This is a genomic window from Nocardiopsis quinghaiensis (assembly GCF_008638365.1).
Taxonomy (GTDB): domain Bacteria; phylum Actinomycetota; class Actinomycetes; order Streptosporangiales; family Streptosporangiaceae; genus Nocardiopsis; species Nocardiopsis quinghaiensis.
In genome coordinates, this window is the sequence record NZ_VWVU01000022.1 from 85,716 (window position 1) to 104,622 (window position 18,907).

The window sequence follows — 18,907 nt, forward strand, 5'->3', positions numbered from 1 at the left end:
CGCGGCGGCGGGGCGGCCGGGGCGGGCCCGTGAGCGCCCCGGGGCACGGCGGCCCGGGGCGTGCCCGCGTGCCGCCCTAGCGGTCCCCGGACGCGGACGCCAGCGCCTCACCGATCCCGCGCAGCCCCGCCAGGTCGTGCACGTCCTCGGGCAGGGCGGCCACCTCGGCCACGCGCACGCCGCCGTGCGAGGACAGCAGCGCGTCCCGCAGCCGGCACTCGCGCTCACGTGTGCGGACCCTCTCCGCGTGCAGCCGCAGCGCCGCCGACGCCAGCGGGTGCGAGTCCGAGCGCCCCAGCGACTCCGCGGCCGCCACCGCCTCCCGAGCGCCCAGGGCGGCCGCCGGCCCCTCGGGCAGCGGGTGGGTCCGGTTGACCACCAGCCCGGCCAGCGGCATGGCGTCGGTGGCCAGCCGATCCACGAAGTAGGACGCCTCGCGCATCGCGTCCGTGTCCGGGACGGCCACCACCACGAACGCCGTTCCCGGCGTCCGCAGCAGCCGGTAGGTGCGTTCGGCGCGCTCCTGGAACCCGCCGAACACCGTGTCGAAGGCCGACACGAAGGAACGCAGGTCGTCGAGGAGCTGGGCGCCCACGATCCTGCCGATCGCCGAGGTCACCAGGTTGAACCCGGCGCCGAGCAGACGGAACGCGCCCGTGCTGGCCGGTGCGCTCAGGAAGCGGATCAGGCGCCCGTCCAGGAACCGGCCCAGCCTCTTGGGCGCGTCCAGGAAGTCCAGTGCGGACCGGCTGGGCGGGGTGTCCACCACGATCAGGTCCCAGTCCCCCGACTGGCGCAGCTGGCCCAGCTTCTCCATGGCCATGTACTCCTGCGTGCCCGAGAAGCTCGTGGAGAGGGTCTGGTAGAAGGGGTTGGCCAGGATCTGCCGGGCCCGGTCGGGATCCGCGTGCTGTTCCACGACCTCGTCGAAGGTCCGCTTCATGTCGAGCATCATCGCGTGCATACTGCCCGCGGCCCCCTCGGACAGCGGCACCGGGCGCGGGGTGTTGTCCAGCGACTCCAGCCCCAGCGACTGGGCCAGTCTCCGGGCCGGGTCCACGGTGATCACCACGGTCCGGCGCCCGCGCTCGGCGGCGCGCAGCCCCAGCGCGGCGGCGGTGGTGGTCTTGCCGACCCCGCCCGCGCCGCAGCACACGATGATCCGCGTCCCGGGGTCGTCCACGAGCGCGTCCGCGTCCAGCCGCTCTTGTGCCGCGGGGGTCACCGGCGCACCCCCTGCTCGGCCAGCCGCCGTGCCAGGACGTCCAGGGCGGCGCGGTCCACGCCGCCCTCCAGCAGGGGCAGTTCCAGCAGCGGCCGGCCCAGCTCCTCCAGACCGGAGCGCACCCGGCGTTCCAGCCGGACCCGCAGCGCGTGCGCCCGCACCTCCCCGGCCAGCGCCGCCGCGAGTTCCCCGGGAGCCTCCAACCGCGCCTCCTCCAGTCCGGCGGAGAGCGCGTCCGGGTCGGTGTCCCCCTCCGCGGCGGCGGCCAGGTCGGCCTCGTCCAACAGCGGCGGCCGCACCATGTTCACCAGCACCATTCCCACCCTGAGCCCCAGCCCGAGGATCTCGGCGATGCCGTCCCGGGTCTCCTGGGCGGGCATCTCCTCCAGCAGGGACACGAAGTGCACGCGGGTCTGCTCGGAGCGGATGACCTCCATGACCCGGTCCGCGTGGTTGCGGACCGGTCCCACCCGGGCCAGCCCCGCCACCTCGGAGTTCACGTTGAGGAACCGGGCGATACGGCCGGTGGGCGGCGCGTCCATCACCACCGCGTCGTAGTGGAAGGGAGCCTTGGGCGAGGCGTCGGAGGCTCTGCGGCGCGAGCCCCGGCGCCGCCGCACCGCCTCGGTGGCCTTGCCGGTGAGCAGGACGTCGCGCAGTCCGGGCGCGATGGTGGTGGCGAAGTCCACGGCGCCCAGCCTGTTGAGCGCCTGACCGGCCCGGCGCATCCCGTAGAACATCTCCAGGTACTCCAGCAGCGCCGCCTCGGCGTCGGCCGCGAGCACGCACACCGTGCCGCCGCCGGGCACGGAGACCATCTCCCGCTCCTCGTAGGGCAGCGGTGGGCCGCCGAGGAGGGTGGCGACGCCCTGGCGGCCCTCCACCTCGACCAGCAGCACCCTTCCGCCGCCGGACGCCAGCGCCTGCGCCAGCGCCGCGGCCACCGTGGTCTTGCCGGTCCCGCCCTTTCCGGTGACGATGTGCAGTCGTGCTTTCGCGCGCGCTCCACCCGGAGGCTGCGGTCCGTCCTCGCCCTCGCTCACTCCAGGCAGTCTATGCGGGCGCCCGGGAGGGGGACCGGGAACCGCGTCGGGGTGCGCGGGGGAGGACCGGGGGTGAGTAGGGTGGCGGCGTTGACGTGCGGTGCCCGGCCCGTTGGGGGCGGGGCACCGGTGACCGAACAGGGGTAGGACGCATGAGCAAGTGGGAGTACCAGACCGTGGCGCTGCTGTCGCACGCCACGAAGCAGATCCTGGACAACTGGGGTTCCGACGGCTGGGAGCTCGTCTCGGTCGTGCCCGCCCCGCTGCCGGAGGGCACCGACCCCCGCAACCAGCAGTACGTGGCGTACATGAAGCGGGAACTGTGATGGCCACTCCCGAGGAGCGCGTCGCCGAGCTGGGGCTGACCCTGCCCGAGGTGGCGGCGCCGGTGGCGTCCTACACGCCGACGGTGCGCAGCGGCGACCACGTGTACGTGTCCGGCCAGCTGCCGTTCGTGGAGGGCGCGCTGCCCGCCACGGGCAAGGTGGGGGCCGAGGTCAGCCCGGAGACCGCGCGGGAGCTTGCGGCGCTGTGCGCGCTGAACGCGATCGCGGCGGTGCGCGCCGAGGTCGGCGAGCTGTCCAACGTGGTCCGGGTGGTGAAGGTGGGCGGCTTCGTGGCCAGCGCCCCCGACTTCACGGGCCACCCCGGTGTGGTCAACGGCGCCAGCGACCTGCTCGCGAAGGTCTTCGGCGACGCGGGCGTGCACGCCCGCGCCGCCGTGGGGGTGGCGGCCCTGCCGTTGGACGCACCGGTCGAGGTTGAGATGATCGTCGAGGTCCGCTGAGCGGTTCGCCCCCTCGGGGGTGAGCCGCCCCGGGGGTGAGTCGCCCCGGGCCGCGGCGCGGCTTCCCGATCCCGAGCCCCAGGAGGGTACGTCGATGCACAACGGCTCAGCGCCCGGCGCCGGCGAACGGGACGGTCCGGAACGCGGCGAACGGGACGGCGCCGCGGACGGCGGTGCCGCACGGCCCCGCCCGGCCGCCACGGTCATGCTCCTGCGGCCCGCGGGGACCGGGCGGTTCCCGGCGGACGGCGCCGACCGGAGCGGTACGGGTGCCGACGGGCCGATGGAGGTCCTGCTCATGCGCCGGGTCCGCTCCATGGGCTTCGCGCCGGGCGCCTTCGTCTTCCCCGGAGGCGGGGTGGACGAACGCGACACCGACGGCGGCGTCCCCTGGACCGGGCCCGCCCCCGAGGAGTGGGCGCGCACGCTCGGCACCGACGTGCCGATGGCGCGAGCCCTGGTGTGCGCGGCGGTCCGGGAGACCTTCGAGGAGACCGGCGTCCTCCTGGCCAGCGAGCCCGAGCGCGCGGACGCGGAGGTCATCACCCTCGACACGGACACCGAGGAGTGGGAGCGGGACAGGCTGGGCCTGATCGACCGGTCCCGCTCCTTCACCGAGGTCCTGTCCCGGCGCGGCCTCGTCCTGCGCTCGGAGTGGCTGCGGGCGTGGTCGCGGTGGGTCACCCCGAAGAGCGAGCCGCGCCGCTACGACACCTGGTTCTTCGCCGCCGAGCTCCCGCCGGGACAGGCCTCCCGGGACGTGGGCGGCGAGGCGGACCTGACCTGCTGGACCGATCCTGCCGGGGTCGCCTCCGAGTGGGAGGCGGGCCGGATGCCGATGCTGTTGCCCACGGCGGTGTCCTGCGCCGAACTCGCGGACCGCCGGACCCTGCGGGGCGTCCGGGAGGCGCGACGGGATATCGTCCCCATTGAACCGGTCATCCGGAAGGTCGACGGCCAGGTCCGCGTCGTCGCGCCGAACGGGGTCGACTACCCTCTGCCGAAACCCGGCGCGGCCCCCTGAGGTGACCCCGTGCCACGGCGCGGACCGCTCGGGCGGATCCCCACGGCCCCGGCAGTCCGCCCCGGTCCGGTCCGGCGAGCGAAGCGAGGTGCGATGAGGATCGACGGTTCCGGGACACTGCGCGCCAGTTGCGTGCTGTGCCCCAATCCCGGCCCGATGACGCTGGAGGGCACCAACACCTGGATCCTGCGGGAACCGGGCGCACGCGGGGTCGTGGTCGTCGATCCCGGTCCCCACGACGAGCGCCACCTGGAACGGGTGGCGCGCACCGTGCAGGAGCAGGGAGCCCAGGTCCTGATGGCCGTGGTGACCCACCGCCACCCCGACCACGGCGAGGGCGCCCAGTACTTCTCGGAGCTGACCGGCGCACCGGTGCACGCGGTCGACCCCGCGGTACGGGTCGGCGGGCGCGGCCTGTCCGACGGCGAGGTCCTGGAGGCCGACGGCCTGGAGGCGCGGGTGGTCGTCACCCCCGGGCACACCGAGGACTCCGTGTGCCTGATGGTGGAGGCGGACAACACCCTCCTGACCGGTGACACGGTCCTGGGGCACGGCACGACGGTGATCGACGGCGACGACGGCCTCGGCCCCTACATGGACTCGCTGTACCGGCTGCGCGACCTCGTGCGCGAGTACGACGTGCGGACCCTGCTGCCCGGGCACGGACCGATCCTCACGTCCCCGGCGACGGTGCTGGACTCCTACATCGACCACCGCGAGTCGCGCCTGCGCCAGGTCCTGGACGCGGTGCGCGCGGGCGCGACCGGGGTCGAGGAGATCGCCGACCGGGTCTACCCCGACGTCACCGAGCAGATCCGGTTCGCGGCGGTCTCGTCGGTGCGCGCCCAGCTGCGCTATCTGGCCTCGCGCGGCGAGCTGCCCGAGGGCGTCGATGTCTGACGGGCGCACCGTCCCCACGGTGAGGACCACGCCGTCCGCCCGGCGCGCCGGGCGGACGGCCGTCCGCGGGCTCCCGCGTCACCGCCGGGTGCCGGGGTCCGGGTACTGGAAGACCTCCTCCAGAGGCGCTCCCAGTACCCGGGAGATCTGGAAGGCCGTCTCCAGCGAGGGCGGGTAGCGCCCCTTCTCGATGGCGATGACGGTCTGCCGGGTCACACCGATCCGGTCGGCGAGCTCGGCCTGTGTCATCTCGCCCCGGGCCAAGCGCAGGGCGCGGATGCTGTTGGTGACCCTGGTCGTCCTCCCCACGGTCAGAAGCCCTTCCGGTAGGCGACGAGCTTCACGGCCGAGGACACGGTCGCGGAGAGCACGAAGGCCAGATAGATCGTGTTGCCGATCCAGAAGTAGGAGGTCTCCAGCAGCGTGAGGCTCAGCGGTATCACCGTGAACCCGGACATGGTGACGAAACCGGTGTGGTCGCCGCGCCGCTCGATCTCCCGGTCGCGCTGGTCCCGGAGGCGGGCGTACCCGGGCCACAGGGCCGCGGCGGTGAGGTACAGGACGATCCTCGCGATGACCGACGCCACGGCGGCCGTCAGCAGCGGGCGCTGGTAGGCCACCTCCGCGACGGCCGTGTCCTGGGCCTCGCGGAGGATGAACACCAGGTAGGCGGCGGGGACGATCACCGTGACCGCGAGGTGGATCCAGAGGCGTCTCTCTTCGAAGGCCATGTCCGCTCCCGGTGTGGTGTCAAAGATCTTTGACACCACGGAACGTAAAGAAGACCGGACACCATGTCAAGGATCCTTGACACCGCCTTCCGGGGGTTCCCACGGGCGGGGCCGGGAGGGGCCCGGACAGCGCTGTGGCCGCCCGTCCCCGAAGGGAGGAGCGGCCACACAGCGTTCAGGCCGAGGGCGTCCCGGTGGGTGCCCTGACGGGTGCCCCCTAGCGGGCGCGGCGCCGCATCCGCTCGACGTCGAGCAGGACGACGGCCTTGGCCTCGATCCTCAGCCAGCCGCGCAGCGCGAACTCGGCGAGGGCCTTGTTGACCGTCTCGCGGGAGGCGCCGACCAGCTGGGCGAGCTCCTCCTGGGTGAGGTCGTGGTGGACGTGCAGGCCGTCCTCGCCCTCCTTGCCGAACTTGTCGGCCAGTTCCAGCAGGGCCTTGGCGACACGGCCCGGAACGTCGGTGAAGACCAGGTCGGCCATCACGTCGTTGGTCCGGCGCAGGCGTGCGGCCAGCGCCTTGAGCAGCTGCAGCGACACCTGCGGGCGGCTGGCCAGGAACGGACGCAGGTCGTCGTGGCCCAGCCCGGCGAGAACGGAGTCGGTGACCGCCACGGTGCTCGCGGTGCGCGGGCGCGGGTCGAACAGGGACAGCTCCCCGAACATCTCGCTGGGGCCGAGCACCCCGAGCAGGTTCTCGCGGCCGTCCACGGCCGTGCGGGTCAGTTTCACCTTCCCACTGAGGATGACGTACAGGCGGTCGCCCTCGTCGCCCTCGCTGAACAGGGTCTGGCCGCGGCCGAGACGCACCTCGTTCACCGAGGAGCGGAGTGCGGCCGTGTCCTCCTCGTCCAGAGCCTCGAACAGAGGGGCCTTCCGCAGCACCTCGTTGATCTCGTCCACCACACGTCCTCCTAAAACCTGACCGCCAACAGTGTGACGTATATCGCACCCCGGCGTGAAACCAGGGTGTTGTCTCGGCTTGTCCGCCGAGAGACAACGTGCCCACAACAGCCGACGCCAGCCCCTGAGATCCTAGTCGTCTTCAGTTCTGTACCAGGGCTGACCGCGCCGCGCCACCGGACATTGGTTACATAATTCCGCCCCTCGGCCCGTCACCAGCCCGGACGCCGACGGGGTACCGGGACGTCCGAGCGCCGGACCGGTGACCGCGCCCGTGCCGTCACCGGGGCGCCTACCCTGTGACGATGCCCCGTGACACACCAGACGCGACGGCGGAGACGGCCACTCCCACAGGCGAGAGCCGACTCGCGCTGGTCCGCCGCGCCCGCAAGATGTACCGGCAGCTCGTCGAGCTGTATCCGGACGCCCACTGCGAACTGAACTTCACGACCCCGCTGGAGCTGCTGGTCGCGACGATCCTGTCCGCGCAGTGCACGGACAAGAGGGTCAACCAGGTCACTCCCGCCCTCTTTGCCCGCTGTCCCGACGCCGAGGCCTATGCCTCGGCCCGGCGGGAGGAACTGGAGGAGGTGATCCGCTCGACCGGGTTCTTCAGGGCCAAGACCAACAGTCTCATCGGACTCGGTCAGGCGCTGTGCGACCGGCACGGTGGTGAGGTTCCGGGGAACCTCTCCGACCTGGTCAAACTACCCGGTGTAGGACGAAAGACCGCAAACGTACTGCTCGGTAACGCCTTCGATGTGCCTGGTATCACTGTCGACACCCACTTCGGGCGGCTCGTCCGCCGATTCGGGTGGACCGACGAGGAGGATCCGGTGAGGGTCGAGCACGCCGTCGGCGAGCTCTTCCCGCCCAGGGACTGGACGATGCTCTCCCACCGCGTGATCTGGCACGGCCGCCGGGTCTGCCACTCCCGCAAGCCCGCGTGCGGCGCCTGCGGCCTGGCCCGCCTGTGCCCCTCCTTCGGCGAGGGCCCCACGGACACCGTGACCGCCACCAAGCTGCTGCGGATGCGCTCCTTCTCCTGAACCGTCGACGAGCCGCCCCTCCCGGGACGAGCCGCCCCTCCCGGGAACGGGAACCGGCCCCCGCCGGGGCCGGTCGGGCCCGGGCGCGGACACGCGGAGCGCCCGCGGCGTCCCGCGGCCCCCGGCGAGCACACGCCGGTACTTTGTACTCTGATCAGGTGAGCGTGCGCACATCGACCCCGCCACGGGCCCCGGGGCCCGTGGCCCCCGGCACGACGGCGGTACTCCCCGCCCGTCGGCGCCGGGGGAGGTCCGACCATATGACGACCTCCTCCGGGCGTGCTCCCTCGCATGGCGGCGCCCACATGATCGGCGCGGACCCCGCGTCCGCGCGGGGCGTTCCGCGCGCGCGGCCCCGACCACCCATCCGACGGCGCGACAACCTCCGGAACAGGTCCCACGTATGAACCCGCCCCCTCAGTGGCTGGCCGCGCTCGCGGACGCCGCCACGACGATGACCGTGCCGCCGCCCATGCGGCCGCCGAAGGACGGCGGGCGCGAGTCCGCCGTCCTCGTCCTCTTCGGCGAGGGGGCCCGGGGGCCGGACCTGCTCCTGATCCAGCGCGGCGACGGTCTGCGAAGGCACTCCGGGCAGCCCGCGTTCCCCGGCGGCCGGATCGAGCCGTCCGACGCCTCCCCCGAGGCCGCCGCGCTCCGTGAGGCCGAGGAGGAGACCGGGCTCGTCCCCGCCGGGGTCGACGTCGTCGGCCGCCTGCCGGAGCTGTACCTGAGCTTCAGCGACTTCCGGGTGGCGCCCGTCCTGGGCTGGTGGCGCGAGCCCAGCGAGGTGCGCCCCACCGATCTGGGCGAGGTCGCCGCCGTCGCCCGCGTTCCGGTCGCCGACCTCGCCGCGCCGGCCAACCGGGTTATGGTGCGCTACGGCGGCGGCCCCGGCTGGGGTCCCGGCTTCCGGGTGGAGGGCATGCTCGTGTGGGGCTTCACCGGCGCGGTCATCGACGGCCTGCTCGCTCTGGGCGGCTGGGAACTTCCGTGGCACGACGAGGATCTCACCGACGTGTTCGAAGCCACCCCGCACGGCCTGCGTCCCGTCGGGTAGAGCTCACTCTTGGAGGGCAATGTGCTCGACGTGATCCTGGTCGTCCTGTTGCTGCTGTTCGCGGTGACCGGTTACCGGCAGGGTTTCATCGTCGGGGTCTTCAGCTTCGCGGGCTTCATCGGTGGCGGCGTCCTCGCCGCACTGAGCGCCCCGGGCCTCATCCAGGAGTGGGTGGTGGACCCCGGCAGGCAGGCGCTGCTGGCCATCGCCGTGGTGTTCCTGTCCGCCGCGCTCGGCCAGTTCCTGTGCTCCTACGTGGGCACCCTCGTGCGCAACAAGGTCACGTGGGACTCGGCCCGGGTCCTGGACGCCATCGGCGGCGCCGTGGTCAGCGGGCTGTCGGTGCTGCTGGTGTCCTGGTTCATCGGCAGCACGGTCGCGAACTCGGCGCTGCCGTTCGTGGCCGGGCAGGTGAAGGAGTCGCGCATCCTGCACGCGGTGGACACGCTGATGCCCGAGGCCGCGCACACCGGGTTCTCCACGTTCCGCCAGGTCGTGGACCAGAGCTCCTTCCCACAGGTGTTCAGCGGCCTGGGCACCGGTGAGCTGGCCGAGGTGGAGCCGCCGGACCCGGACGTGCTCACCACGCCGGAGCTGATCGAGTCGAGCCGCAGCGTGGTCAAGGTGCTGGGCACCGCTCCGGCCTGCCAGCGCCGTGTGGAGGGAACCGGTTTCGTCTACGCCGAGGACCGGATCGTGACCAACGCGCACGTGGTCGCCGGGGTCACCGACGACCTGCGGGTGGTCACCCGGGAGGGGTACCAGCTGGACGCCACCCTGGTGCTGTTCGACGCCCAGCAGGACCTGGCGGTGCTGCACGTGCCCGACGTGGACCTGGAGCCGCTGGAGTTCACCCACGAGGCGCCCAGGGGCGGCGACGCGGTGGTGGCGGGCTTCCCGCGCAACAGCGGCTTCACGGCCGTCCCAGCGCGTGTGCGGGCCCGTCAGACGGCGCAGGGGCCGGACTTCTACCACTCACAGCAGGTGAGCCGGGAGATCTACCAGGTGCGCGCGGTGGTGCGCCCGGGCAACTCCGGCGGCCCGCTGCTGGCGCCGGACGGCACCGTGTACGGGGTGGTGTTCGCCGCCGCCACGAACGAGCCGGAGACGGGATACGTGCTCACGGCGGACGAGATCGCGGAGAACACCAGCGAGGGGCGGGAGGCCACCGGAGAGGTGTCCTCCCGGACCTGCGACTGATCCGGCCGCCGGAGGCACGGGGCCGCCGGGACACGGGAAGAGGGCGTCCTCCCGGGGGAGGGCGCCCTCTCGTGCTTCGGTTGCCTCGGTTGCCGCCGGAGCTAGTTCGGACGCGGGTCGGAGGGGTGCTCCGCCGCCAGGGGCCAGCTCATCCGCACGACGGTGCCCTGGTCACTGGGGTCGATCTTCACCTCGTCGGCCAGACCCGTGATGACCGCCAGGCCCAGGCCCGGGGAGAACCCCGAGATCCCGCCGGGGGGTGTGTCGTCACCGTCCAGGAAGAGCCCGTCGAGCATGGACGCGCCGGCGCTCTCCTCCGTGTCCTTGGCGGGGGCACGGTCGGAGACGACGACCTCGAAGCGTTGTGCCGCGCTCCCGTTGACGCGCAGGACACGGCTCGTGGCGTCGGCGCGGGGCTCCGACGCCTCGTCGGTCCCGTTGCCGTCGGTCAGCTGGAGCAGGATCGGCTGTGTCGGGCAGTGCAGCTTGTGCGCCGCCACCGCCCGGGAACACGCCTCGCCGACGGCCAGCCTGATCTCGTCGATCGCGGAGGCGGCGATACCCGCCCGACGCGCCACGGTCGCGGCCATGAGCCGCGCCGTGCGCACGTGGGCCGGGAGCGCGCTGATCGTGAGCGTGATGGTTGCCATCGCTCGCTCTGGGCTACTTCGCCGAACGCTTGTCGATGGCTTCCTGCACCGAACTGTGGATACCGAAGACCTTGGTCAGACCGGTGATCCGGAAGATCTTCAGGATGCGCTCCTGGGTGCAGACGAGGTCGAGTGTCCCGTCGTGGGCCCGGACGCGCTTGAGCCCGCCCACAAGCACGCCGAGGCCCGTCGAGTCCAGGAACTCCACCTTCTCCATGTTGACCACGAGATGGAAGTTGCCCTTGTTGACCAGGTCGATCAGCAGCTCGCGGAGCCGGGGCGCGGTATAGACATCGATCTCACCCTCAACGACGACGATCTCGGTGTCGCCCTCGGTGTAATGATCAAGCTTCAAGTCCACTAGTCCTCCAGCGCCGAACCGCGAAAAATCGCGAATGATCTCTGCCGGGCGTTACCCCACCAGCACGCATTCAACCACGCGTGTCGAGTGCGTCTTCCTGTGTTGCACAGAAAAACCGTGACACCGCGCCACTGTTCCCCCGGATGTCACACTGAAACCGATGTCCCGGTGCCTCACTGTTCGTCCGAGAGCGCCTGTGGACCTCGAACGCGTCCAGTGAGGAGGGGTCTCGGATGAGGCGACCGGAGCCCGTGCTCCCCGGTGTGTGGCGTGACGATACCCGGTACCCGCAGGTGACCCACATCGAACACGTGGCCCGCAGCGGCGGAGTGAGCGGGGAGTGGCCGGGATGGACCGCGCCCCACCTGGTCGGAAGACTCGCCGACCGGGGGATCGTCAGGCCGTGGTCCCACCAGGCCGAAGCCGCCGACCTCGCACGCTCGGGCCGTCATGTGATCATAGCCACGGGTACGGCCTCGGGAAAGTCACTTGGCTTTCTCGTACCCGCGGTGGACGCGGTCGACACGGGCGGAACCGTGCTCTACCTCTCCCCCACCAAGGCGCTCGCCCAGGACCAGCTGCGGTGGATATCGGACCTGGCCCTGCCGGGCATGCGGGCGGCCGTCTACGACGGGGACACCTCCTTCGAGGAGCGATCCTGGGTGCGCGGGCACGGCAACTACGTGCTGACCAATCCGGACATGCTGCACCACGGCATCCTGCCCCGCCACGGGGCGTGGTCGCGCTTCCTGCGGCGGCTGCGCTACGTGGTGATCGACGAGGCCCACCGGTACCGGGGGGTCTTCGGCTCGCACGTCGCGCAGATCCTGCGGCGGCTGCGCCGGATCTGCGCCCGCTACCGCTCGGAGCCGGTGTTCGTGCTGGCCTCGGCCACCTCGGGCAGTCCGGCCGAGAGCGCCACACGGCTGACCGGGGTGCCCGTGACGGCGGTCAGCGAGGACGGTTCACCGCGCCCGGGGATGTCCGTGGCGCTGGTGGAGCCGGAGCTGACCGACCTGACCGGTGAGCACGGCGCCCCGATCCGCCGGACGGCCCCCTCCCAGGCCGCCGAGATGCTCGCCGACCTGGTACGGGACGGAGTGCGCACGCTGGTGTTCGTGCGCTCCCGCCAGGGCGCGGAGGTGGTCGCGCTGACCGCCCAGCGGCTGCTGTCGGAGCGCGGCGACCACACCCTGGCCGGGCGGGTGGCCGCCTATCGGGGCGGATACCTGCCCTCGGAGCGCCGGGAGCTGGAGGAGGCGCTGCGCTCGGGGGAGCTCCTGGGCCTGGCCAGCACCAACGCCCTGGAACTGGGGGTGGACATCAGCGGCCTGGACGCGGTGCTCATCGCCGGATGGCCGGGGACGCTGGCGTCGCTGTGGCAGCAGGCGGGCCGCGCCGGGCGGCGCGGTGAGGACTCGCTGGCGGTGTTCATCGCCCGGGACGACCCGCTGGACACCTACCTGGCACACCACCCGGAGGCCATTTTCGGCCGGTCCGTAGAGTCCACCGTCCTTGACCCGGAAAACCCGCACATCCTGGGTCCGCACCTGTGCGCGGCCGCCCAGGAGCTGCCGATCACCAAGGACGACTTCGTACTCTTCGGCGGGACGACCGAGGAGCGGCTCGACGGACTCGTCGAGCGCCGACTGCTGCGCAAGCGTCCACGGGGCTGGTTCTGGACCAGTAACGAACGAGCTAGTGACCTGGCCGATATCCGGGGATCGGGTGGTCCGCCGGTACAGATCGTCGACACAGAGAGCGGACAGCTGCTCGGAGAGATCGACGAGCCCGCCGCCCACGGCACCGTGCACCCCGGCGCGGTGTACCTGCACCAGGGGTCCACGTACCTGGTCGACTCGCTCGACCTCGACGAGGGGGTCGCCCTGGTCCACGCCGCCGAGCCGCCCTACGGCACCTGGGCGCGCGACACCACCGACATCACCGTCCGGTCGGTACTGCGCGAGGAACGGTGGCCGAGCGGGGCCACCGTGTACTTCGGCGAGGTGCGGGTGGCCCGCCAGGTGGTGGGCTTCCTCAAGCGGGACGTGCGTACCGGCTCGGTACTGGGGGAGCAGCCGCTGGACCTGCCCGAGCGCACCCTCGACACCCGCGCGGTGTGGTGGACGCTGCCCGCCGAGGGCGAGGCGCGGCTGCGCGGGGAGGACGTGGGGCTGCTGGGCGCCGCCCACGCGGCGGAGCACGCCGCGATCGGCCTGCTGCCGCTGCTGGCGACCTGCGACCGCTGGGACATCGGCGGAGTGTCCACCTCCGTGCACGGTGACACGGGCAGGCTGACGGTGTTCGTCTACGACGGGTACGAGGGCGGCGCGGGCTTCGCCGAGCGGGGGTACTCGGCGGCTCGGAAGTGGCTGTCCGCGACCCGCGCGGCCATCGCCGACTGCGAGTGCGAGCAGGGCTGCCCGTCCTGCATCCAGTCGCCCAAGTGCGGTACGGGCAACGAGCCGCTGAGCAAGGCCGGGGCGCTGCGGCTGCTGGACGAGGTGCTCACCGGCGGGGGCGGCGCGGACTGATCCCGTCCACAGGCTGTGGACACGCCCCGCCCCGACCGGGCGGTCCCAGGGCGGCCCACGGGGTTTTCCACAGGCTGGGGAGGGGGCTTTCGCATCGGCTCCGGCCACCCGAACCTGGAAGAGGAGGGCCGACACCCCGTCGGCCCCCGGCCAGGAGACCATCATGTTCGCTCTCACGCGCCCGTTCCCACGCACCACCGGGGACGACGCCGGGATGACCACGTCCGAGTACGCCTTCTGCACCATCACCGCCGTCGCGTTCGCCGGTGTCCTCTACGCCGTCCTCACCAGCGGAGCGGTCAGCGAGGCCCTCACCAACCTCGTCGTCGATGCGCTCAGCTCGGGCTTCTGACCGCGGCTCGGTCACCGCGGAGGCGGCGATGACGCTGCCCTCCCTGCTGCTGGTCCTGGGCGTGGCCCTCGGCGCCGTCGGGGCCGCGTCGGCCGAGCTCTCCTGCGCCGACGCCGCGCGTGTGGGCGCGCGGGCCCTGGCCCGGGGCGAGCACCACGACCGGGTCCGCGCCCTGGCCCTGTCCGCGGCGCCCGAGGGCGCGGACGTCCACCTGTCCGAGGACGGGGGCATGGCCCGCGTCACCGTACGGGCCGAGCCCCGCCTCGGCCCCCTGGCCGCCCTGCCGGTGGAGGTGGACGGCAGCGCCGCCGTCCCCCTCGAACCCGGGAGCTGATTCCGTGCGCCCCGCCCCTGCCCCCGGTCCCGCCCCCGGCTCCGCCCCCGGTTCCAACTCCGCCTCCGGTCCCGACTCCGGCTCCGCAACCGTCTGGTGGATCGCCCTGGGCGCACTGCTCTGGTTCATCACCCTCGCCGTCCTCGCGACGGCCACGGCGCGACTCGACAGGGACCGCGCCACCGCCGCCGCCGATCTCTCCGCCCTCGCTGCCGCCGCCCGGGCCGTCCACGGGACGGAACAGGCCTGCGCGCGGGCCCGGGACACCGCCGAGGCCAACCGGGCCTCCCTCCGGTCCTGCGTCCTCACCGGCTCCACCGCCGAGGTGGTGGTCTCGGTCCCCTCCTCCCTCGTCGACCGGCCCGTCACGGCGCGCGCCCGCGCGGGGCCGGCCGCCGCCTCCCGCGAGGAGGCGGAACGGGTCACGCGCCCGTCTCCACGCTGATGTGCGCCCTCCTGCCGTGCGGCCCCGCCCAGTACGGGGGACGGCGCCGTTCCGGTGGCCGGGGCGGCCGACCACGATGGGAACGGTTCAGCCGCCCAGGGCCCGGGACAGGAGCTCGGCGGCCATCGGGACGATCCCGATCAGCACGAACGCGGGCAGGAAGCACAGCCCCAGCGGCGCCACCACCAGTACGCCCAGCCGCTCCACCCGGGCCGTCCCCCGGGCCCGCAGGGTCCGGCGCAGACCACCAGCGCGGTCACCACCGGCGCCACCCGTCACCCAGCCGGGCCACCACCTCCTCGGCCCCCGGGTGCTCTCGGCGGACGCCGTCAGGTCCGAAGGACACCGCGGGCACCGCGCGCACCAGCCCGGCCGGACCGTGGCGCAGCACCCGCAGCTCGGCCAGGCGCCGGCCTCCGGCGTCCCGCACCAGGTGCACGACCACGGCCCGTGTGGCGGCCAGCTGGCTGTGCACCGCCGCCCGGTCCAGGCCGGCCCCGCACCCCAGCGCCTCCACCCGCGCGGGCACGTCACCGGCGCCGTTGGCGTGCACGGTGCCGGCGCCGCCCTCGTGGCCCGTGTTCAGCGCCCCCAGAAGGGACACGATCTCCGGTCCGCGCGCCTCGCCCACCACCAGCCGGTCCGGGCGCATGCGCAGCGCCTGCCGGACCAGGGCCTCCAGGGACACCTCGCCGCTGCCCTCGATGTTGGCCGGACGGGTCTGGAGCCGGACCACGTGCGGGTGGTCGGGCCGCAGCTCGGGGGAGTCCTCGGCCAGCACGATCCGCTCACCCGGGTCCACCAGGGACAGCAGGCTGGAGAGCAGGGTCGTCTTGCCCGTGCCCGTCCCCCCGCTCACCAGGAACGGCACCCGGGCCGCCACCAGGGCCCGGAGCAGTGCCGCCCCGCACGGGGTCACCGTCCCCCGCCCGGACAGGTCCTCCAGGGTGAACACCCGCCGGGGCGGCAGCCGCAGGGACACGCAGGTCCCGGCGGGAGCCACGGGCGGCAGCACCGCGTGCAGCCGGGCACCGCTCGGTAGCCGGGCGTCCACGTACGGCACGGCCGCGTCCAGTCGCCGCCCCGCCTGCGCCGCCAACCGCTGGGCCAGCCGGCGCACCTCGTCGGCCGACTCGAACCGCACCCCCGTCCGGCGCAGGCCGCCGCCGTCGTCGACCCACACCTCGTCGGGGCCGTTGACGAGGATGTCGGTGACCCCGGAGGCCATGAGTTCCTCCAGCGGCCCCGTCCCGGACAGGTCGGCGGCCAGACGGCGGGTCATGGACAGCACCTCGGTGTCGCCCAGCAGGCCTCCCTCCGCGCGCAGCGCCGCCGCGACGCTCGACGGGCTCACCGGCGCCCCGGAGGCCACCAGGCGGTTGCGCACGGCCTCCACCAGCGCGCTCACCGGACCTTCTCCGGTGAGGGCAGGCCCGACACGACCCGGTCGGCGAACCGGGCCAGGGGCGAGCGGGAGCGGCGGGCGGGCACGTTCCCCGCGGCCAGCAGGCGTGCCAGCCCCGGCTCGGGCGGCAGGTCGGCGCCCAGGTCCACCCTCAGCGTGTTCGCCACCACGTCCGCGCTCAGCTCACCCCGGGCGCCCCGCACCACCAGCCGCACGGCCCGTGCCTCGTCCCGCAGCCGGGAGAGCACCCTGGTCGCCGCCACCACCGACGGCACGTCCGCCGGGACCACCAGCAGCACCAGGTCGGAGCGGTTCAGGAACACGGTGGTGGCCGGGTCGAAGGAGCGCGGCAGGTCGGCCACCACCAGGTCGGCGCCCTCCCTCGCCGAGGACAGGACCGCGCGCACCGCGCCGACCGGCAGCGGCCCCGTCGGCTCCCGCCCGCGTGTCCAGGTGAGCACCGACACCCGGGGAGTACCCGGGAGCCCGGCGCTCAGGTCGCGCCAGCGAACCCGGCCGCTCCGGCTCAACAGGTCCTCCCAGCCGGTCCGCCGTCGCGGGCCGGGGGAGGGGGCGTGGTCGCAGCCGAGGTAGAGGTCGGGACCGCACCCGAACGGGTCGGCGTCCAGCAGGGCGGTGGAGCGCCCCGTCCGCTCGCCGGCCAGGGCGAGGGCGACCGCCACCATGCTGGCTCCGGCGCCTCCCCGGCCCCCGACCACGGACACCGTGGGCGCAGGTGCCCTGGCGGGGACCGACGCCCTCGCGATCAGGTCCACCAGCACGGACTCGTCCCGGGGCAGCAGGAGGAGGCGTGGTCCCCTGACGGCCGCGGCCCCCGGATCGCGGGACACGACCACGTGGCGGCCCGCCGGGGGGTCCGCGTCGCCCAGGGCCGCGCGCAGGTCGTCGCCCACCACGACGAGCGGGGCGCGCGGCCACAGGCTCAGCGCCCGGTCGGGTGTGTGGGCGACGGTGACCTCGGTGGAGGCCGCCGTGGCCAGCCTGAGGAGGTCGTCGAGGAGGAGGGGGTCGGCGGTCGCGAGCAGGGGCCGGTGCTGGACGTCCATGGGACCTTCCGGATCGGGGGCCTTCCTCGACCTTCGCCGAACCGGGGACACGGGGAAAGCCCCGTCCCGAAGCTGTGGACAACTCCGGCGGGGCTCGGACCCGCGGGCCCGAAGGACCATGGAACCGGTGGCTCGCGCGCGGGTTCACCTGACGGGAGGGACGCGTACACGGGGGCGGATACGCGTCCCCGCCCGGCAGGCGAGAGGAGAGCGGACGCGGGACCTCGCCTACGCGGGGGCACGAAGGCGATCACGCGGTTTCCGGCCCCGGGGGGTCGGACCGGATCCGCTCTCTGGTGAGGGTCCGCGGAGAGGAGCTCTCCGCGACCGCGGAAGGACCGGACTCGCGGTCGTTCTCCGAAGTGGACGCCTCCGCCGGAACGCGAAATGGGGCGCGTGCGGCGGGCCGCGGAGCGGCGTCGGCCGACCCTTCCGGGGAACGACGGCACAGACGGTACCACGTGATGTTGTGTACGGGTTCGGAAATCCGGGGGGAAAACTCGGGTCAACCGCCTTTTCGGAACCGGGGCCCCAGTGTAGAAAGAAAGCAGTCGGTGGCTTCGGAACCACCCCGACGCGCCAGCCGGGAACCCACGCGCCACCTGGCCCCGTGAGGCCCGTCCAGGCCGGACCACCTGCTGTGCCGCCCGGTCGGACTACGAGTACGGACGCCTGCTAACCCGGTGGAACGCGTCGGAGGCGGCGCCCCGTGAGATGGAGCGGGGCGTCGTCCCGCCCGTGTGCGTGCCCGTCGCAATCCCGAGCCATTCGCGCGCCATAAAGCGTAATCGAAACGATACCCTCTGTTGCCGCGGTCCGTTGCCCGTTGCCCGTTGCCCGGGAGGGGAATGGCTTTCCGCCCCTCCGGAGGCACGCGGTCGTCCCCCGGCAAAGGCGGTACTCGTTCCATGCCTCGCGCGCACCCGTGGGCTCAGCCGCGCTTGAGGGCCTCGCAGGTGGCCAGTGAGTCCTGCGCACCGGCGCGGACCGCGCGGCAGCAGTACACGACCCACCCGGCCACGCCCTCCGCGGTGCCGCCCATGTACCCGCGCAGCGCCGGTCCGTACTCGTCGTGCAGCGTCCGGTGCCCCAGCTCCGACGGCACCAGCGACTTCGGGTCCAGGCCCCGCTCCACCAGGGTCAGCCGCTCCGCGGCGCGCGCCACCAGGCCGTCGCCCCACCCGAACGGCCGGACGGCCATCAGTTCGCCGTGCACCAGGGCCGACATCACCAGCGCGGGGACCGACGTCCGGGCGCCCAGCAGCGAGTACAGGCCCTCCAACCGGGCCAGTGCCGTCTCCGGAGCCGGGGCCGGTCCGAGCTCCAGCGGGTCCTCGACCCGCTCCCCGGCCGTCCGCGGGCGGCCCAGCGCGTCCTCGGACACCGCGTCCGCCGCGGCGAGGGTGTGCAGCCGGGCCATCGCCTGGCGCGGTGCCCTCGGCCAGGTGCCCACCAGGCTCCCCAGCTCTCCGGACACCCGTAGCGCGCCCTTGATGCGCGTGTCGTACACGTGCCCCTCGCGGATCTCGTCGATCGAGACCTCGGCGCCCTCCAGCGCGGCCGACGCGCACGCGCCGCGCAGCGCGGACTCCATGGACACGTCGCTGCTGCGGCGGCGCAGTATGCGGTGCCCCAGCAGGCGGTCGACCAGGGTTCGTGTGTCGGCGACCGCATCCGCCACACCGGGCAGTTCGGCGATCCGGGCCAGTGGGTCGGACGCGGAGGCAGGAGTCGATTGGTTCACGGGAAACAACACTACGTGCCGGTAACACCGGTGGCCCCCACCGGCGCCGCGCGACCGCTCGTCGCGGGCGGGCGACCGCTCGCCGCCCGTTCGTCGCG

Annotated in this window: 21 protein-coding genes and 1 pseudogene; 11 read left to right on the forward strand and 11 right to left on the reverse strand. The window is 73.5% G+C overall.

The genetic code is table 11. The features are described from left to right. Positions 1–76 precede the first annotated feature (76 nt). Positions 77–1,225 (reverse strand): ArsA family ATPase, encoded by a 1,149-nt coding sequence (locus tag FYX01_RS20790; RefSeq protein ID WP_150243939.1) that lies wholly within the window; start codon positions 1,223–1,225, stop codon positions 77–79. Beyond that, complete coding sequence (locus FYX01_RS20795; RefSeq protein ID WP_150243941.1) at positions 1,222–2,268, reverse strand: ATPase BagA; 1,047 nt, start codon at positions 2,266–2,268, stop codon at positions 1,222–1,224. Before FYX01_RS20795 ends, FYX01_RS20790 begins: the two co-directional genes overlap by 4 nt. Positions 2,269–2,420: 152 nt before the next feature. Between FYX01_RS20795 and FYX01_RS20800 the strand changes: the two genes are divergently transcribed. The 4 genes from FYX01_RS20800 (at position 2,421) to FYX01_RS20815 (ending at position 4,979) form a co-directional block, all read left to right on the forward strand. Further along, positions 2,421–2,594 (forward strand): DUF4177 domain-containing protein, encoded by a 174-nt coding sequence (locus FYX01_RS20800; protein WP_073381827.1) that lies wholly within the window; start codon positions 2,421–2,423, stop codon positions 2,592–2,594. Continuing rightward, on the forward strand, positions 2,594–3,055 hold the full coding sequence (locus tag FYX01_RS20805; RefSeq protein ID WP_150243943.1) for a RidA family protein: 462 nt from the start codon (positions 2,594–2,596) through the stop codon (positions 3,053–3,055). The genes FYX01_RS20800 and FYX01_RS20805 overlap by 1 nt, the downstream gene beginning before the upstream one ends. Positions 3,056–3,149: 94 nt before the next feature. Continuing rightward, complete coding sequence (locus FYX01_RS20810) at positions 3,150–4,079, forward strand: NUDIX hydrolase (RefSeq protein WP_394350494.1); 930 nt, start codon at positions 3,150–3,152, stop codon at positions 4,077–4,079. Positions 4,080–4,172: 93 nt separating this feature from the next. Continuing rightward, positions 4,173–4,979, forward strand: coding sequence for an MBL fold metallo-hydrolase (locus FYX01_RS20815; RefSeq protein WP_150243945.1), 807 nt, complete (start codon positions 4,173–4,175; stop codon positions 4,977–4,979). 78 nt (positions 4,980–5,057) lie between these two features. On the opposite strand, the gene FYX01_RS20820 is transcribed toward FYX01_RS20815, so the two are convergent. The 3 genes from FYX01_RS20820 to FYX01_RS20830 form a co-directional block, all read right to left on the reverse strand. Beyond that, positions 5,058–5,288: a helix-turn-helix transcriptional regulator gene (locus FYX01_RS20820; RefSeq protein WP_150243947.1), complete on the reverse strand. Its 231-nt coding sequence runs from the start codon at positions 5,286–5,288 to the stop codon at positions 5,058–5,060. A 2-nt stretch (positions 5,289–5,290) separates the two neighbouring features. Next, positions 5,291–5,710, reverse strand: a complete 420-nt coding sequence (locus FYX01_RS20825; protein ID WP_150243949.1) for a hypothetical protein — start codon at positions 5,708–5,710, stop codon at positions 5,291–5,293. 217 nt (positions 5,711–5,927) lie between these two features. Then, positions 5,928–6,614: a Crp/Fnr family transcriptional regulator gene (locus tag FYX01_RS20830; protein WP_150243951.1), complete on the reverse strand. Its 687-nt coding sequence runs from the start codon at positions 6,612–6,614 to the stop codon at positions 5,928–5,930. Positions 6,615–6,916: 302 nt separating this feature from the next. Between FYX01_RS20830 and nth the strand changes: the two genes are divergently transcribed. From nth to FYX01_RS20845, 3 genes are all read left to right on the forward strand, one after another. Further along, positions 6,917–7,660: an endonuclease III gene (gene nth / locus FYX01_RS20835; protein ID WP_190394414.1), complete on the forward strand. Its 744-nt coding sequence runs from the start codon at positions 6,917–6,919 to the stop codon at positions 7,658–7,660. A 403-nt stretch (positions 7,661–8,063) separates the two neighbouring features. Beyond that, on the forward strand, positions 8,064–8,717 hold the full coding sequence (locus FYX01_RS20840) for an NUDIX hydrolase (protein WP_150243953.1): 654 nt from the start codon (positions 8,064–8,066) through the stop codon (positions 8,715–8,717). A 21-nt stretch (positions 8,718–8,738) separates the two neighbouring features. Then, a complete protein-coding gene (locus FYX01_RS20845; RefSeq protein WP_150243955.1) occupies positions 8,739–9,917 on the forward strand; it encodes a MarP family serine protease in 1,179 nt (392 codons plus the stop codon). A gap of 101 nt (positions 9,918–10,018) precedes the next feature. Here the strand turns inward: FYX01_RS20845 and FYX01_RS20850 are convergent, their stop codons facing one another. Beyond that, positions 10,019–10,567 carry an ATP-binding protein gene (locus tag FYX01_RS20850; RefSeq protein WP_150243957.1) on the reverse strand — a complete coding sequence of 183 codons (549 nt, stop codon included), beginning with the start codon at positions 10,565–10,567 and terminating at the stop codon, positions 10,019–10,021. A 13-nt stretch (positions 10,568–10,580) separates the two neighbouring features. Next, positions 10,581–10,928, reverse strand: a complete 348-nt coding sequence (locus FYX01_RS20855; protein ID WP_073701915.1) for an STAS domain-containing protein — start codon at positions 10,926–10,928, stop codon at positions 10,581–10,583. Between the two features lie 233 nt (positions 10,929–11,161). On the opposite strand from FYX01_RS20855, the gene FYX01_RS20860 reads away from it, so the two are divergent. The 4 genes from FYX01_RS20860 to FYX01_RS20875 all read left to right on the forward strand — a co-directional run bounded on the left by FYX01_RS20860 (position 11,162) and on the right by FYX01_RS20875 (position 14,593). Continuing rightward, positions 11,162–13,462, forward strand: a complete 2,301-nt coding sequence (locus FYX01_RS20860) for a DEAD/DEAH box helicase (RefSeq protein WP_190394415.1) — start codon at positions 11,162–11,164, stop codon at positions 13,460–13,462. Positions 13,463–13,625: 163 nt separating this feature from the next. Continuing rightward, the gene (locus FYX01_RS20865; protein WP_150243960.1) at positions 13,626–13,814 is read left to right on the forward strand and encodes a DUF4244 domain-containing protein; all 189 of its coding nucleotides are present in this window, start codon (positions 13,626–13,628) and stop codon (positions 13,812–13,814) included. 28 nt (positions 13,815–13,842) lie between these two features. Then, complete coding sequence (locus FYX01_RS20870) at positions 13,843–14,148, forward strand: TadE family type IV pilus minor pilin (RefSeq protein WP_150243962.1); 306 nt, start codon at positions 13,843–13,845, stop codon at positions 14,146–14,148. 4 nt (positions 14,149–14,152) lie between these two features. Beyond that, positions 14,153–14,593 carry an Rv3654c family TadE-like protein gene (locus tag FYX01_RS20875; RefSeq protein ID WP_150243964.1) on the forward strand — a complete coding sequence of 147 codons (441 nt, stop codon included), beginning with the start codon at positions 14,153–14,155 and terminating at the stop codon, positions 14,591–14,593. A gap of 87 nt (positions 14,594–14,680) precedes the next feature. Here FYX01_RS20875 and FYX01_RS20880 read toward each other — a convergent pair. The 4 genes and pseudogenes from FYX01_RS20880 to FYX01_RS20895 all read right to left on the reverse strand — a co-directional run. Beyond that, positions 14,681–14,836 (reverse strand): annotated as a pseudogene (locus FYX01_RS20880) (type II secretion system F family protein); the annotation flags it as partial. A gap of 13 nt (positions 14,837–14,849) precedes the next feature. Beyond that, positions 14,850–16,001 carry a TadA family conjugal transfer-associated ATPase gene (locus FYX01_RS20885; protein ID WP_150243966.1) on the reverse strand — a complete coding sequence of 384 codons (1,152 nt, stop codon included), beginning with the start codon at positions 15,999–16,001 and terminating at the stop codon, positions 14,850–14,852. Continuing rightward, on the reverse strand, positions 15,998–17,065 hold the full coding sequence (ssd, locus tag FYX01_RS20890) for a septum site-determining protein Ssd (RefSeq protein ID WP_150243968.1): 1,068 nt from the start codon (positions 17,063–17,065) through the stop codon (positions 15,998–16,000). The genes FYX01_RS20885 and ssd overlap by 4 nt, the downstream gene beginning before the upstream one ends. Positions 17,066–17,996: 931 nt before the next feature. After that, a complete protein-coding gene (locus FYX01_RS20895) occupies positions 17,997–18,809 on the reverse strand; it encodes a Fic family protein (protein WP_150243970.1) in 813 nt (270 codons plus the stop codon). Positions 18,810–18,907 lie beyond the last annotated feature (98 nt).